Below are 16,461 nucleotides of genomic sequence, written 5' to 3' on the forward strand. Positions count from 1 at the left end.
AGGTGATTGAAATGGAAAGTAAGCAATTTCAATTAAATGATATTGTAGAGATGAAAAAGCAACATCCTTGTGGGACAAACGCATGGAAAATTATCCGAATGGGAGCAGACATTCGGATCAAATGTGAAGGTTGCCAGCATAGTGTGCTCATTCCAAGAAAAGAATTTGAAAAAAAAATGAAGCGACTATTAAAACAAGCAGATACGGAGTAAAGATAGACTTTTAGCATTAAAATCAATATAATGAACAGGTTATAATTAAAAAAAGTGTAAGTTAATATAGAGAAGGGTTGTGACATATATGGCACTGACGGCAGGAATCGTAGGATTACCAAACGTAGGAAAATCCACATTGTTTAATGCAATAACAAAAGCGGGGGCACTTGCAGCTAACTATCCATTCGCTACGATCGATCCGAACGTAGGTATTGTAGAAGTTCCAGATGCACGTTTAGATAAATTAACAGAGTTAGTAACACCTAAGAAAACAGTTCCAACGGCATTTGAGTTTACAGACATTGCAGGAATTGTAGAAGGTGCTAGTAAAGGTGAAGGTCTTGGAAACAAGTTCCTAGCTCATATTCGCGAAGTAGATGCGATTTGCCAAGTAGTACGTTGCTTTAATGATGAAAATATTACACATGTTTCCGGTAAAGTAGATCCAATTTCCGACATAGAAGTAATTAATCTGGAGCTAATCTTAGCGGATTTAGAAAGTGTAGATAAACGTTTAGCACGTGTTGCGAAAATGGCGAAACAAAAAGATAAAGATGCAATGATAGAAGAACCGATCCTTTCACGCTTAAAAGAAGCTTTTGAAGCCGGCAAGTCTGGTCGTTCCGTCGACTTTACGGAAGAGGAACTTCGAGTAGTAAAAGGTCTGCACTTATTAACTATTAAACCGATGTTGTACGTTGCAAATGTATCAGAAGACGATATTATGGCAGACGAAGAAAACGAATATGTACAAAGAGTACGTGCATTTGCTGCTGAAGAAGGAGCACAAGTAATTGTAGTTTGTGCAAAAATCGAAGAGGAAATGGCAGCCCTAGAAGACGATGAAAAGCAAATGTTCCTAGAAGAACTAGGAATTGAAGAATCAGGATTAGACCAACTAATTAAAGCATCGTATTCATTGCTAGGACTAGCTACTTACTTTACTGCAGGTGTACAAGAAGTACGTGCATGGACGTTCCGCAAAGGGATGAAAGCTCCACAATGTGCTGGAGTCATTCATTCTGACTTTGAAAAAGGATTTATCCGAGCAGAAACAGTTGCTTACGATGATTTAGTTGGTACTGGATCGATGGCAGCTGCAAAAGAGGCAGGAAAAGTTCGTCTAGAAGGAAAAGAATACGTGGTACAAGATGGCGACGTAATGCTGTTCCGTTTCAACGTTTAATAAAAAAGATTAGCGAAATCTCTCGCTAATCTTTTTTTAATATATATAGTTTTGGTTTTATAGGATCATCTTTTATTAGAACATCTTTTGGATATCTTCTTAACTCTTTATACATCGCAAAGTCACCAGCTGCACCAGCTACAAGCCATGCCCCCAACAGAACAAGTACTGGCATTTCTATTATATATCCGACGAGCATTGGAAGAACACCGGTCATCCAAAAAGGCAGCAACAATGCTTTTTTCATTGCGTGATTAGGTAAAGGAACGGTAGTTGTTGCGTAAGCAATCCCCATCTTCAAATTAACACCATAATCCATGCTACTCCATGGAACTTTCCCGAAAAGATAAAAACCGATCAAATGAAAACATTCATGTAAGACAATAAGAAGTATATACCCAATACAAAATAAGAAAAAATCCCAAAATGTAAAAGTTAGTTGTATGTCGCCATGTAAAAAGGTATAGACAACCAGTCCAACAATGGAAATAATAACAGTCATAAATAAACTAGACCAGGCAACCCTTTTCAAATCAATTTCAATTATGGATAAATAATGCTCTCTATTTTCCATGAACGATCCCTCCAATTAATAAATATACATGAATTGAAAAAGTAATGACAATCATTCTTGAAATAATTAACTCCTTATGGTACAATTCATTGATGTGAGTAATAGAATTACTTGCTCCTTGTCGATTGGTAACAATCGGCCAAAGACCATAGGGAGGTGTAAATAGATGAGAAAGTACGAATTAATGTACATTATTCAACCAGCAATCGAAGAGGATGCTAAAAAAGCTTTAGTTGAGCGTTTTAACGAAATCCTAACTTCAAACGGTGCTGAAATCATCGAAGCAAAAGACTGGGGTAAACGCCGCTTAGCTTACGAAATCAATGACTTACGTGAAGGTTTCTACCAAATCGTTAAAGCAAACGCTGATTCTCAAGCAATCGATGAATACATTCGTCTAGCAAACATCAATGAGGACATTATCCGTCACATTGCTGTTCGTATCGACGATAAATAATAAAATCGACTAACAAAAGCTGAATGAGGGAGGTTGTACACTGATGATTAACCGTGTCGTTTTAGTTGGAAGACTAACAAAAGATCCGGAACTTCGCTATACACCAAGTGGTGTGGCAATGGCAAGATTTACACTAGCTGTCAATCGAACATTTTCCAACCAACAAGGTGAAAGAGAAGCTGATTTTATCAACTGTGTCGTTTGGAGAAAACAAGCGGAAAACACAGCTAACTTTTTGAAAAAAGGAAGTTTAGCTGGTGTCGAAGGGCGTATTCAAACAGGCAGTTATGAAGGACAAGATGGAAAACGTGTTTATACGACGGATGTTGTCGCAGACAGTGTTCAGTTTTTAGAACCACGTAGCAGTTCTGGAGACCGTGGCCAATCGGGACAACCATATGGTGGCGGACAACAGCAACAACAGCAAAATCCATATCCAACATATCAGCAAAACCAACCAATGAATCAGCAAAATTATACACGTGTAGATGATGATCCTTTTGCAAATAGTAGTGGACCAATCGAAGTTTCGGATGACGATCTACCATTTTAATAGGACAACACACATGTTACTTTAACCGAAAAGGAGGCAATCTATTATGGCACCACGTCGCGGAGGCAAAAGACGCCGTAAAGTTTGTTACTTCACAGCTAACAACATCACTCACATCGATTACAAAGATGTAGATTTGTTGAAAAAATTCGTGTCAGAACGTGGAAAAATTCTTCCACGTCGTGTGACAGGAACTAGCGCGAAGTACCAACGTAAGTTAACACGAGCTATTAAAGTATCTCGTATCATGGCTTTACTTCCATTCTCTTCTGAAGAGAGATAAGTTTATAATTCAAAAGACCGGGAAACCGGTCTTTTTTTTATTCCTAAATTTGAAAAAGGTGTGCCTGCAGTGTATGGGGTTTTAGTTGTCGTAGTAAATCTGTTACAATAAATAGATGATTAAAAAAAGGAAGGTACTTCATGCAAAAAAATGAGACAAACTATTTAACGTATGGATCTATGATGATTGCCCTATTTGCTATTCTCTTGGCAATGTCTGTATATGTGCCATTTTTAAGTGTTATTATTTCATTCATATTACCATTACCAATTGCTTGGTATAGCACAAAGTTTGAACGGAAGCATGCACTATTAGTTACACTTATCGCAGTTGTATTATCTGTCTTGGTTGGAGGCATTGCTGGATTATTTTTGGGGATAGCACTAGCTCCACTAGGTCTTATCATCGGAGATGCCATTCGAAACAAGCGATCAAAATTTTATATATTAATGGCTTCAGGTATTTATTTGTTATTTATTACAGCGATACAATACATAGTATTTATTTTAGTATTAAATATTAATATTTTGGAGCAATTTTTTGAGGCTCTTGAAATATCTTATAAACAAGCAGGAAATATCATGGAATTAACTGGCCAGTTGCCAGCTAATTATGAGGAAATGGTGGAACAATTTTTATTACTGTTGAAAATGATTGTACCATCTCTATATATTGGAATTGTATATATATATGCTTTTCTTTACCTAGTGATTAATCTATCACTACTGAAAAAGTTAAAGCTAGATGTTCCAAAGTTTTCAAAGTTCATGGATTTTAGACTACCTAGAGTGGTGTTGTGGTATTATTTAATCGTATCCATTTTCTCTTTATTTATGGAATTTGAAATGGGCACTTTTGGGTATTTACTATTTGTGAATGCGGCACTCATTTTAAGAGTACTTTTGTTTTTACAAGGTGTTTCGCTCATTCACTACTATTTTTATGTGCAAGGGTGGCCGAAATGGTCGATGGTTTTAGCAAGCATTCTTGCCGTACCACTTTTTACGTTCACAATTATATTAGGGGTTTTAGATTTAGGATTTAATTTGCGAGCGTATTTAAAAGACAGGTACAAAAAATAAGGAGCTGATCAAGTGGCATCTTTTTTTAGGAAACGGCCAATTCGATATCCACTCGTTTTGTTCATGTTACTCGGTGGAGTGGCAGCTTATATACTGTTATCTAACAATTTATTAGTCGGATTGTTATTTACTTTATTAGTAATAGGGGTATCTATTTACGCATGGATTTTAGAACAGCGTGTATATGAAGAGACAGAAAAACATATAGAAACACTCTCTTATCGTATGAAAAAGGTAGGAGAAGAAGCACTATTAGAGATGCCTATTGGTATTTTATTGATAAATGATCAATATGTCATTGAATGGGCAAATCCATATATGATGCAAAAGTTACCGTTCGATACAATTATAGGTGAAGAGTTATTTTCTATATCTAAAGATTTTAAACAGCTTTTGAAGCAAGAAGATTTAAAAGAAATGATTATATCATTTGATGACAATGACTATAAGGTGTTGTATAAAGCAGAAGAAAAGTTATTATACTTCTTCGATATTACAGAACAAGTAGAAATGGAATCCTTATATTATGGAGATCGAACAGTTATTGGTGTTCTGTATATCGATAACTATGATGAAATTGCCCAAGGGATGGATGATCAAACACGAGGACAATTAAATAGTATTGTTACCTCCTGTGTCAATGACTGGGGTGCCAAGTATGGAATTTACGTGAAAAGAATTTCATCAGATCGTTTTTTAGCGGTCTTTAATGAATCCATCTTAGTAGAACTTGAGAAAAATAAATTCTCGATTTTAGACGATATTAGAGAGACTACAGCTAAGTTTGGATTTTCTTTAACGTTAAGTGTTGGTGTTGGTGCAGGATCTATTTCGCTTGTAGAACTTGGAGAATTAGCACAATCGAGCTTGGACTTAGTATTAGGTCGTGGTGGTGATCAGGTAGCCATCAAACATCCAAGTGGAAAAGTGAAATTTTACGGTGGTAAAACAAATCCAGTAGAGAAGAGAACGCGTGTTAGGGCAAGGGTTATCTCGCATGCGCTTCGTGACTTGATCCAAGACAGTGATCAAGTGTTTGTGATGGGACATCGTATGCCCGATATGGATGCGATTGGATCTGCTGTTGGAGTTAGAAAAATGGCCGAAATGAACAAAGTAGAGGGCTTTGTCGTGATCGACTTTAATGAACTAGATAATAGTGTGACCCGATTAATGGATGAAATAAAAGAAAAGCCTGAGCTTTATGATCGTTTTATCAGCCCGGATGAAGCAATGAGTAAAATGACAGATAAAACGCTTCTAGTTGTAGTAGATACACATAAACCAAGCTTAGTTATTGATGAGAAATTGCTTCAACGAGCAGAAAAAATAGTCGTCATTGATCATCACCGACGAGGAGAAGAATTTATATCTAATACGATGCTCGTTTATATGGAGCCATACGCATCTTCTACTTCTGAGCTTGTTACAGAATTAATCGAATATCAGCCTAAACACCAAAAGGTAACAAGCTTAGAGGCCACGTCCATGCTTGCAGGAATAATAGTTGATACGAAAAGCTTTACCCTTCGTACGGGAGCTAGAACGTTTGAAGCAGCGTCCTATTTACGTACGAATGGAGCAGATACGGTACTTGTACAACGTTTACTGAAAGAAGATATTGATACGTATATTGAGCGTTCTAAAATCGTGCAAACGGTTGAATTTTTCGGTGAAGGCATTGCCGTTGCACATGGTGAAGATAATATTACTTATAGTCAGGTATTGCTAGCGCAAACAGCCGATATTTTATTGACGATGAATAATATTACTGCTTCGTTTGTTGTTGGGCGTAAAAGTGATTCTAAAATAGGTATAAGTGCAAGATCCCTCGGAGATGTAAATGTACAGTTAATAATGGAAAGCCTGAATGGCGGAGGCCATTTAACGAATGCAGCTTGCCAATTAGAAAATATAACAATAGATGAGGCCATAGCATTATTAAAAGATGCTATTACGGAAACAACTAAAGGAGGAAATACAGAATGAAAGTCGTATTCTTAAAAGACGTAAAAGGTAAAGGGAAAAAAGGGGAAATCAAAAACGTAGCAGACGGCTATGCACATAACTTTTTATTGAAAAACAAACTTGCAGTTGAAGCAAATACAGCTGCAATCAGTGCATTAGAAGGTCAAAAGAAAAAGTCTGAAAAAGAAGCTGCCGAAGAGTTAGCAGAAGCAAAAAAATTAAAAGAAGTATTAGAGCAACTTACAGTTGAACTGAAAGCAAAATCAGGTAGCGATGGTCGTTTATTTGGTTCAGTAACAACTAAACAAATTGCAGCACAATTAGAGAAATCTCATGATATCAAATTAGATAAGCGCAAAATGGAATTAGACGATGCTATTCGTGCATTAGGATATACAAATGTTCCAGTTAAACTACACCACGAGGTAGTAGCAACATTAAAAGTACATGTTACAGAAGAAGCGTAAGGAGAGAGAAGAATGAGCGATCCATTGTTGGACCGTGTACCGCCGCATAACCAAGAAGCTGAACAGTCTGTCATTGGAGCAATATTTTTAGAACCACAAGCATTAATAACTGCAGCAGAAATTGTAATGCCAGAGGACTTTTACCGGGTCGCACATCAAAAGATATTTCAAACGATGCTACGGTTAAGTGATCAAGGAAAAGCAATAGATGTCATTACTGTAACTGAAGAACTTTCAGCTAAAAAAGAATTGGAAGATGTCGGAGGTATTTCATACATTAGTGAGATTGCAAATAGTGTTCCTACTGCTGCTAATATTGGTCACTATGCAAAGATAGTAGAAGAAAAGTCTATTTTACGTAGACTTATTCGTGTGGCTACTACAATCGTAGAAGACGGATTTACTAGAGAAGACGAAGTAGAAGCCTTGCTATCAGAAGCAGAAAGAAAAATGATGGAAGTTGCCAACCGAAAAAACGCTGGTGACTTTAAGCATATAAAAGATGTGTTAGTAGAAACGTATGATAACATTGAAAAGCTTCATTCACAAAAAGGGGAAGTTACTGGTATACCTACAGGATTTCGTGATTTAGATCGTATTACCGCCGGTTTCCAACGAAACGACTTAATCATCGTAGCTGCACGTCCTTCTGTTGGGAAAACGGCATTTGCGCTTAATGTAGCCCAAAATGTAGCAACAAAGACCGATGAAAACGTAGCCATCTTTAGCTTAGAGATGGGGGCAGAACAGTTAGTAATGCGTATTCTTTGTGCAGAGGGAAATATAGATGCGCAAGTGCTTCGTACTGGTACACTTACAACGGAAGACTGGCGTAAGCTTACGATGGCGATGGGAAGCTTATCAAATGCTGGTATTTATATCGACGATACGCCTGGTATTCGTGTAAATGAAATACGTGCTAAATGTCGACGTTTAAAACAGGAATCTGGTCTTGGAATGATCTTAATTGACTACTTACAACTTATTCAAGGAAGCGGTGGGAGTCAAGCAAATCGTCAACAAGAGGTTTCTGAAATTTCTCGTTCTCTAAAAGGTTTAGCTCGTGAATTAAAAGTTCCAGTCATCGCACTTTCACAGCTATCTCGAGGGGTAGAACAACGACAAGATAAACGACCGATGATGTCCGATTTACGAGAATCTGGATCAATTGAGCAGGATGCGGATATTGTATCTTTCTTATATCGTGAGGACTACTACGATAAAGAAACCGAAAACCAAAATATGATTGAAATTATTATTGCAAAACAGCGTAATGGCCCTACTGGCACGGTAACGCTTGCTTTTGTGAAAGAATTTAACAAATTCGTTAATATTGATTGGAGTCAGCATCAAGCTCCACCAGCCTAATTGATAACACGAACGTATTAATGTTTAACTCATTAATCGTTCGTGTTTTTTAATGAAATTAGTTGACGGAGATTTAGATGATTGGTACAATAACACTGATTTTATTTAGGACATATGAATGTCCGACGGAGGTGTCGGCAATGCCATCAGTAGTAGTTGTTGGAACACAATGGGGAGACGAAGGAAAAGGAAAAATTACAGACTTTCTTTCGGAAAATGCAGAAGTTATCGCACGATATCAAGGTGGAAATAATGCAGGACATACAATCATTTTCGGAGGCGAAACGTATAAGCTTCATCTCATTCCTTCCGGTATTTTTTACGAAGATAAAATCTCTGTCATTGGAAACGGTATGGTCGTAGATCCAAGGGCACTAGTAAAAGAAATAAAAGGACTACATGATCGAGGGGTAAAAACGGATAACTTACGTATTTCTAACCGAGCACACGTCATCCTTCCTTACCACATTAAACAAGATGAAGTAGAAGAAGCGCGTAGAGGCGCAAATAAAATTGGTACTACAGGCAAAGGGATTGGACCAGCATACATGGATAAAGCAGCACGAGTTGGTATACGTATTGCAGACCTTCTCGATTATGAGGTATTTAAGGAAAAGTTAGAACTTAATTTAGCTGAAAAAAATAGAATGTTTGAGAAGTTTTATGAAACAGAAGGTTTTACCGTAGAGGAAATTTTAGAAGAGTTTTATGGTTATGGAAAAGAAATTGAGAAGTATGTCACAGATACTTCAAAAGTATTAAACGATGCATTAGACGAAGGTCGTCGAGTGCTTTTTGAAGGAGCACAAGGTGTCATGTTGGATATTGACCAAGGAACGTATCCATTTGTAACTTCCTCCAATCCAGTAGCTGGAGGGGTAACGATTGGTGCAGGTGTTGGACCAACAAAAATTTCTCATGTGGTAGGTGTTTGTAAAGCCTATACTTCTCGTGTAGGTGATGGACCATTTCCGACAGAGTTATTTGATGATGTAGGAAGTCAAATTCGAGAAGTTGGAAAAGAGTATGGGACAACTACTGGTAGACCACGCCGAATTGGTTGGTTTGACACTGTTGTAATCAGACACGCAGTACGTGTAAGTGGTTTAACGGATCTAACAGTTAACTCCATTGATGTTTTAACTGGTTTAGATACGGTAAAAATTTGTACTGCTTATAAATACAAAGATGAATTAATCACGGAATATCCAGCGAATCTTCGTATGCTTGCGGAATGTGAACCTGTATATGAAGAGTTACCAGGTTGGAACGAAGATATTACGAAATGTAAAACGCTTGATGAGTTACCGGCAAATGCACGTCATTATCTAGAGCGTATCGCACAACTTACCGGTGTACAAATATCCATCTTTTCAGTGGGACCAGATCGTACACAAACTAATATTATTTCGAGCGTTTGGAGATAGGAAAAAGTAAAAGCTGTCGAGAAGTGTAGACTTCTTGACAGCTTTTTGTCGTTTCGTTCAAAAGTTACAGGAAAATTAGCATTTTAAAACTTCTAATATGACAAATATAACAAAGAAGAGAGTAAATTCTTGTATAATAGATTATTATTTTAGCAACAAGGCATATAAAAGAATAAAAAAAATAGAAAAATAGATTAGTGATTCGCCTTTTTTTGGAATCTAATAGAATATATTGGAACCAATACTACAGTTTCTTTACAACTGGCGTAATTTGTTCACTTCCTCATTTCAAATATGTTAAATTAAAGTAGTGTGAAAAATAGAGTAGATTGTAAATAGTTTGGAAGGGGCTTTACCATGTTTTTGAAAAGAAAGAAGAAGGAACAGGAATTTCAAGAAACTGTTCTGGCAAACAGAAAGTCAAGTATATTGAAAAAAGCAACCGTATCAATTTTGCTCATTTCTAGTCTATCCTTTAATATCGCTTTTGCTAATGAAGATGACAGTCATCTGTTGAAAGAAATTTACCATATATATTCTAATGGACAATACATAGGAGCTATATCTGATCAATCAGAGATGAAAGCAATGATGGAACAAAAAGTTCAGGATTTGCATTCTGAGTACAAGGATCTTTCTTTAAAAGCTGGCTCTAACTTATCTATTGTACCAGAACAAGTTTTTACAGCTTCTACAAATGACGAAGCAACACTTCAAAAACTAGATGATTTAATAGAAGTAGAGGCAAAGGCTTTTGCATTATCCGTTAATGACGAGATGGCGGTCTACGTCAAAGACTTAGATGCTTACCAAGAAGCCGTACATAAATTAAAATTACATTTTGTTTCGGAAGAAGAGCTACAAACAATTGAAGCACAAAAAGATTCTAATGAAGCTTTACCCCAATTAAAAGAAAATGAAACACGTATAATGGATTTAATCATAAAAGAAAAAGTATCAGGTGTTACTGTAAATATTAATCCAGAAAAAGTTGTTTCGCCAGATGAAGCAGTTAAACTTCTTTTAGAAGGAACTTTAGAAAAAGAAACATATAAAGTAGCTACAGGTGACGTATTAGGTACTATAGCTAACAAGCATAATTTAACTTCGGCTGAGCTTATTGCATTAAATCCTGGGATTACAGAATCTACCTTATTGCAAATAGGGCAAGAGTTAAATGTAACTGTCTTAAAACCGCTTATTAATGTAGAAGTTTTATATGAAAAAAAAGCTGAGGAAGTCATCAAACATACGAAAAAAGTAATAGAATCAGATGAAATGTATAAAGGTGATACTAAAGTAAAACAAGAAGGTTCTGATGGAAAGAAAATAGCTACTTATTTAGTACGTAAAGAAAATGGTATTGAAGTAGGCCAATCAGTTATGGAAGAGACAATCCTTGAAGAACCTAAGGAGCATATCGTCCTAAAAGGGACTAAAGTGATACCTTCTCGAGGTTCTGGTCAATTTGCTTGGCCAGCTGAAGGTGGATATATATCCAGTAAAATGGGTTATCGCTGGGGCCGCCAGCATGAGGGAATAGACATTGCACGTCCTAATGGTTTCACGATAAAAGCTTCGGACAATGGTGTCGTGGAAGCAGCAGGATGGGATGGAACATATGGTAACCGAATAATTGTCAATCACCAAAACGGTTATAAAACGACCTATGCTCATCTTTCTTCTATAAGCGTTAGTGTAGGGGATGTTGTGCCTCAAGGTTCCAAGTTAGGTATAATGGGAAGTACTGGTCGTTCAACAGGTACGCACTTACATTTCGAAGTGAAGAAAAATGGTGTAACGATTGATCCATTATCTGTGTTAAACTAAAAAAGGTAGAGACGGTCACTAGTTTGGCTGTCTCTTTTTTAATTTTTCCTTTATTCGACAAAGGTTTATAGATCCCGCTGAACACTTCGAGGAACTTTTGCTAAAAACGTCGCGTCAAAAGGAAAGCTTTCTAAACACACAAGTAAGCCATTGCTACAAGGATGCAATCTTTATAAGGATAATCTTTTTACTTTATCATGGCGAATTACTTTCTGTTAGATGTCGAATTTGATAATTTCCTGGGAAATAATTCGACAAATATTTACTTTTCTTATCTTGTTACCAACTACTTCCTTTAAGGATGCGAAGAGTCTAAAAGCATGATAGAGTAAATATATGAAGAGAAAAATAATTCATTTCTATAAAATACAGAGAAAAGAACGAAAGGGGTTCTATAAATGAGTAAAAAAATATTAGTAGTAGATGATGAGAAACCGATTGCAGATATATTGCAATTTAATCTAAAAAAAGAAGGTTACCAAGTATTTTGTGCCTACGATGGCGATGATGCGATGAAAAAGGTTGAGGAGCTACAACCGGATTTAATGTTATTAGATATCATGCTTCCAAATAGGGATGGTATGGAGGTTTGTCGGGAAGTAAGGAAAAAATATGATTTCCCTATCATTATGCTAACTGCAAAGGATTCAGAGATCGATAAAGTGCTTGGTCTAGAGTTAGGTGCGGATGACTATGTGACAAAACCATTTAGCACAAGAGAGTTAATAGCAAGAGTGAAAGCTAATATGCGTAGACATCAAACAATAACTGGCGATGCTGAAACTACAACGAATGATATTGTAATTGGACCACTTACGATACAGCCAGATGCATATTTAGCATTAAAAAGAGATATAACAATCGAACTGACCCATCGTGAATTTGAGCTATTGCACTATTTAGCAAAGCATGTTGGACAAGTGATGACTCGTGAGCATTTATTACAAACGGTATGGGGATATGATTATTTTGGAGATGTTCGAACAGTAGACGTAACTATTCGTCGTCTGCGTGAGAAGATTGAGGATAACCCTAGTCATCCTACTTGGATTGTAACTAGAAGAGGCGTCGGTTACTACTTACGAAATCCTGAACAGGAGTAAACATATGCAAAAGGTTGGTTATTTCAAATCAATTCATATGAAGATTGTTTTCATCTATATATTACTAATAATTATTGCGATGCAAATTATTGGTTTATATTTTGTTCGAGAGTTAGAGCAATCGTTAAAAGGAAATTTTCAAAAATCTATATCGGACCGAGTTGGATTACTAGAATTTAGTGCTAGAGAAGAATTATTAAAAGTAAGAAATGAAGATGATCTGACGGTACAACAAAGCCTACGTTCCATTCTAAATGGTCTAGATTCATACGATATTAAAGAAGTGCGTGTCATAGATGCAAATTATCAAATTCTTGCAACTTCCGACGTGAGCAATCAGTCGATCGTTGGACAAAGGTCGATGGATGAATTAGTAAAGCTTTCGATATCAGCGGCAACTCAAGAGGATAATATTTTCATCGATCGGGAAACACGCGAACGAATTTGGATTTTAGCAACGCCGATTGTCTATCAGGGAGAAGTGATTGGTTCTCTTTATATCGAATCGAATATTGAAAATGTATTTGGCCAGATGAATGAGATAAACCAAATTCTTGCCGGAGGTACAGCCGTTGCACTTGCCATTACAATTACTCTTGGTATATTAATCGCACAAACGATAACTAGACCAATATCCGATATGAGAAAGCAAGCTCAGGCTATGGCAAAAGGGAATTTTTCTCGAAAAGTACGTGTATATGGCAATGATGAAATCGGCCAATTAGCAATCGCTTTTAACCATATGACGAATCGTTTACAAGAAGCTCAATCCACCACAGAGGCAGAGCGTAGAAAACTTGCATCGGTGCTGGCTAATATGACGGATGGTGTTATTGCAACTGATCGTAAAGGAAGAGTCATCCTTATTAATGACCCGGCCATCAGATTATTGCGTATTCCAAGAGAAATGGTTTTAAATCGTCCGATTATATCTGTTCTTGGAATTGATTCTGCCTATTCATTTGAAGATTTAATCCATTTAAAGGAATCGATGAATTTAGATTTAAGTACACAGGAACGTCCATTTATATTACGTACCAACTTTTCTGTTATTCAAAAAGAAACAGGCTTTGTTAATGGACTAATTGCGGTGCTACACGATAACACGGAACAAGAAAAAATAGATATGGAAAGAAGAGAATTTGTTGCAAATGTTTCTCATGAACTACGAACTCCATTAACGACAATGAGCAGTTATTTAGAAGCACTTGCAGATGGTGCATGGAAAGATGATGAAATTGCACCTGCATTTTTACAGGTAACACAAACGGAAACACAGCGGATGATTCGACTTGTGAATGATTTGCTACAGTTATCTAAAATGGATAGTAGGGACTATGATTTGAATCGTGAGATTGTGAATTTCAACCAATTTTTCAATCGAATTATAGATCGATTTGAACTTTCTAAATCTCAGCATGTTACTTTTCATCGGATGCTGTCTGATAAAGCATATTATGTAGATATCGATACAGATAAATTGACGCAAGTATTGGATAATATCATTTCCAATGCTATGAAGTATTCACCAGATGGAGGAAATATCCGTTTTGGAGCTGCTGAGCAAGAAAATATATTAACGGTAATGATTTCAGATGAAGGTATGGGAATACCTTCTGAAAATGTTAATAGAATTTTTGATCGTTTTTATCGTGTGGATCGTGCAAGAGCAAGGTCAATGGGTGGAACTGGTCTTGGACTGGCTATTGCCCGGGAAATGATAGAAGCGCATGGTGGTAGGATTTGGGCAGAAAGTGAAGAAGGATATGGTACGACTGTATTCTTTACTCTAAAAGTTGAAATGGACGAGGAAGGTGAGTGGGATTGAAGTATATTGAACAAGTGAAATCAGTTATTTTACTCATACTCATCCTACTTAGTTTAACACTGACTTTTTCGATATGGACATATTCACCTTCCTATGATCTGAATGGCACACCAGTAGTAGATATTGCAATTGCTGAGAAAAAGAAACTGGAAGATGTGGTGAAACCTTATCGACTATTGGTTAGTGAAGAATCGGCATTAAAAGGTTCTGATAATACGCCTATAATCGAAGATGTATTAAAGTGGATGAAAACAGGAGAAATACAAACGGTAGAGCTTTTAAACAATCAAGCAAGTGAGCAGCAAATTAATGATTATATAAAAATGCCGAATCATCTTACTTTCTTTTTTCCAGCGGAAGTTCCATTTAAAATATATAACAATGTTTTAACCTTTAGTGATTATAATGTACCAAATGCTTCATTCGATCGGTTAATCGTTGAATGGAAAGATGATGCTAGAGATAATTTGAATGTATACTTCATTAGTACCATTACTAAAAAAGTTTATATGGCTAATATCGGACTGGCCAATCGAGAAGATTTTATTAAACGCTTAAAAAATGAAACGATGGATTTACCAGTGTACAATGAGATAGTGAGAGAAAATCGTCTTTCGCTTTATGTTTCTGCTAGTCCTATAAACATGTCTAGCTATTCGTATATCGAAGAAGAAATTTCACCGGAGAAATTTAAAAATGCCTTATTCACGAATCCGAGTCTCGTTCGAAGTAATCCACTAGGGGTAAGTGGACGGGAGTATACGGATGATAGTGCACTCATGAATGTCGACTATTTAGTTAAAAGTTTAAGTTATGTGCATCCGGCTTCCGAAAGTGATAAAGTGGAGAAATCGGATGAGCTTATACAACAAAGTTTGAACTTCGTTAATGAGCATAGTGGATGGACAGATGACTATCGATATAGTCGGATAAATAATACTACCAAACAAGTAAGTTACCAGCTATACTTTCATGGAATGCCAGTTTTCAGCAAAGATCCAGAAACCGAGATTAACGTACATTGGGGAACCAATCGTGTTTACCGTTATATTAGACCGTATTTTGCGATAGCTGATGCGAGTAAACAAAGAGATATTCAGTTGCGGTCTGGACAAGATATATACGACTTGATCCATGCCCTTCATGAGAATAAAGTGCTTTCCATAGATGACATTGCAATAGGATATAACTTGTCACGAAACGGTCAGCAGAGATTAATGAATCTAGAACCTTCCTGGTATTATTTGTCGAATGGTTCTTGGACTAGAATCACTCCCGAACTATTAGGAGGCGGCAAATTTGGATTGGAATAAAACGAAAACGATATTTATCATTGTATTTTCTATTTTAAATGTATTTTTATTTTGGCTTTATTCGAATAGATATAATGAGGCACTAAATGTAAAGGAGCGCATCGATACTCCTATTGAGGAACGACTGCTGTCCGATAATATTAAGATACCTAAAACTGAATCATTTATCCAAGAGGCCTCGTACATTTCTGGGAATGTACATCTATTTAGTGCAGAAGAGTTGGAACAATTAAAAAAACAGACCTTAGAAGTAAAAGATGGTTATGCATTAATAGGTACATTTAAAGAGCCACTTCCGGTCACAACAGATAATTCTATAGAAAAGTTAGTAAAAGATAACATTATTCGTGGTAATTCATATGGATTATGGAAAATAGATGAAGAGAAAAAATCCGCAACGTTTTTTCAAAAAGTAAATAATCGACTTGTTTACCACAATCAAAATGCACAACTAATCGTATATTGGAATGATGAGAAAGAACTTATTGGGTACGAACAAACCTTATTGGATAATCTAGAAGAGTATGATGAATCGAAAAAATTAGTGTCACCTATGTTTGTATTTCGAGTTTTGTACTCTAGCGCATTATTAAAAACGGATTCGACGGTAAAAGATTTTAAACTTGGATATTCCACGTTAGCCACACTAACGGAAACACAAGTATTTGTATTTGCGCCAACTTGGTATGTACCAGTGGAACTTTCAGACGGAACGATGGAAGAGTATTTTGTCAATGCAGTAGAAGGAACGGTTAGTGAAATTCCTAAAAAGACGGAACAACCTGAAGTAAAGTAAGGAGTTTTAAC

General features: G+C 36.4%; 16 protein-coding genes. 15 read left to right on the forward strand and 1 reads right to left on the reverse strand.

Going from position 1 to position 16,461, the window contains the following annotated elements; all coding sequences use genetic code 11:
* The first annotated feature begins 11 nt into the window (after nucleotides 1–11).
* Complete coding sequence (locus ACIP9W_RS19040; protein ID WP_142540811.1) at nucleotides 12–212, forward strand: DUF951 domain-containing protein; 201 nt, start codon at nucleotides 12–14, stop codon at nucleotides 210–212.
* A gap of 88 nt (nucleotides 213–300) precedes the next feature.
* Nucleotides 301–1,401: a redox-regulated ATPase YchF gene (gene ychF, locus ACIP9W_RS19045; protein ID WP_142540810.1), complete on the forward strand. Its 1,101-nt coding sequence runs from the start codon at nucleotides 301–303 to the stop codon at nucleotides 1,399–1,401.
* 25 nt (nucleotides 1,402–1,426) lie between these two features.
* Here the strand turns inward: ychF and ACIP9W_RS19050 are convergent, their stop codons facing one another.
* Complete coding sequence (locus ACIP9W_RS19050) at nucleotides 1,427–1,975, reverse strand: DUF3267 domain-containing protein (protein WP_400792660.1); 549 nt, start codon at nucleotides 1,973–1,975, stop codon at nucleotides 1,427–1,429.
* Nucleotides 1,976–2,141: 166 nt separating this feature from the next.
* On the opposite strand from ACIP9W_RS19050, the gene rpsF reads away from it, so the two are divergent.
* The 13 genes from rpsF (at nucleotide 2,142) to ACIP9W_RS19115 (ending at nucleotide 16,450) form a co-directional block, all read left to right on the forward strand.
* Nucleotides 2,142–2,432 (forward strand): 30S ribosomal protein S6, encoded by a 291-nt coding sequence (gene rpsF / locus ACIP9W_RS19055; RefSeq protein WP_282241676.1) that lies wholly within the window; start codon nucleotides 2,142–2,144, stop codon nucleotides 2,430–2,432.
* A 43-nt stretch (nucleotides 2,433–2,475) separates the two neighbouring features.
* On the forward strand, nucleotides 2,476–2,985 hold the full coding sequence (ssb, locus tag ACIP9W_RS19060) for a single-stranded DNA-binding protein (RefSeq protein ID WP_142540807.1): 510 nt from the start codon (nucleotides 2,476–2,478) through the stop codon (nucleotides 2,983–2,985).
* A 46-nt stretch (nucleotides 2,986–3,031) separates the two neighbouring features.
* Nucleotides 3,032–3,268, forward strand: a complete 237-nt coding sequence (rpsR, locus tag ACIP9W_RS19065) for a 30S ribosomal protein S18 (protein ID WP_142540806.1) — start codon at nucleotides 3,032–3,034, stop codon at nucleotides 3,266–3,268.
* A gap of 140 nt (nucleotides 3,269–3,408) precedes the next feature.
* Nucleotides 3,409–4,350: a YybS family protein gene (locus ACIP9W_RS19070; protein WP_400792662.1), complete on the forward strand. Its 942-nt coding sequence runs from the start codon at nucleotides 3,409–3,411 to the stop codon at nucleotides 4,348–4,350.
* 12 nt (nucleotides 4,351–4,362) lie between these two features.
* Nucleotides 4,363–6,339 (forward strand): DHH family phosphoesterase, encoded by a 1,977-nt coding sequence (locus ACIP9W_RS19075; RefSeq protein WP_400792664.1) that lies wholly within the window; start codon nucleotides 4,363–4,365, stop codon nucleotides 6,337–6,339.
* Nucleotides 6,336–6,785, forward strand: a complete 450-nt coding sequence (gene rplI / locus ACIP9W_RS19080) for a 50S ribosomal protein L9 (protein WP_400792666.1) — start codon at nucleotides 6,336–6,338, stop codon at nucleotides 6,783–6,785. The genes ACIP9W_RS19075 and rplI overlap by 4 nt, the downstream gene beginning before the upstream one ends.
* A 12-nt stretch (nucleotides 6,786–6,797) precedes the next feature.
* The gene (gene dnaB, locus ACIP9W_RS19085) at nucleotides 6,798–8,153 is read left to right on the forward strand and encodes a replicative DNA helicase (protein WP_142540802.1); all 1,356 of its coding nucleotides are present in this window, start codon (nucleotides 6,798–6,800) and stop codon (nucleotides 8,151–8,153) included.
* Nucleotides 8,154–8,293: 140 nt separating this feature from the next.
* On the forward strand, nucleotides 8,294–9,580 hold the full coding sequence (locus ACIP9W_RS19090; RefSeq protein WP_400792668.1) for an adenylosuccinate synthase: 1,287 nt from the start codon (nucleotides 8,294–8,296) through the stop codon (nucleotides 9,578–9,580).
* A gap of 357 nt (nucleotides 9,581–9,937) precedes the next feature.
* On the forward strand, nucleotides 9,938–11,410 hold the full coding sequence (locus ACIP9W_RS19095; RefSeq protein ID WP_400792670.1) for a peptidoglycan DD-metalloendopeptidase family protein: 1,473 nt from the start codon (nucleotides 9,938–9,940) through the stop codon (nucleotides 11,408–11,410).
* 398 nt (nucleotides 11,411–11,808) lie between these two features.
* Nucleotides 11,809–12,513 (forward strand): response regulator YycF, encoded by a 705-nt coding sequence (yycF, locus tag ACIP9W_RS19100; protein ID WP_282241669.1) that lies wholly within the window; start codon nucleotides 11,809–11,811, stop codon nucleotides 12,511–12,513.
* Nucleotides 12,514–12,517: 4 nt separating this feature from the next.
* The gene (gene walK, locus ACIP9W_RS19105) at nucleotides 12,518–14,341 is read left to right on the forward strand and encodes a cell wall metabolism sensor histidine kinase WalK (protein ID WP_400792672.1); all 1,824 of its coding nucleotides are present in this window, start codon (nucleotides 12,518–12,520) and stop codon (nucleotides 14,339–14,341) included.
* Nucleotides 14,332–15,654 carry a YycH family regulatory protein gene (locus tag ACIP9W_RS19110; protein WP_400792674.1) on the forward strand — a complete coding sequence of 441 codons (1,323 nt, stop codon included), beginning with the start codon at nucleotides 14,332–14,334 and terminating at the stop codon, nucleotides 15,652–15,654. The genes walK and ACIP9W_RS19110 overlap by 10 nt, the downstream gene beginning before the upstream one ends.
* On the forward strand, nucleotides 15,641–16,450 hold the full coding sequence (locus tag ACIP9W_RS19115; protein WP_400792676.1) for a two-component system regulatory protein YycI: 810 nt from the start codon (nucleotides 15,641–15,643) through the stop codon (nucleotides 16,448–16,450). Before ACIP9W_RS19110 ends, ACIP9W_RS19115 begins: the two co-directional genes overlap by 14 nt.
* Nucleotides 16,451–16,461 lie beyond the last annotated feature (11 nt).

Origin of the sequence: Psychrobacillus sp. NPDC093180 (assembly GCF_044754065.1) — a bacterium.
Classification (GTDB): domain Bacteria; phylum Bacillota; class Bacilli; order Bacillales_A; family Planococcaceae; genus Psychrobacillus.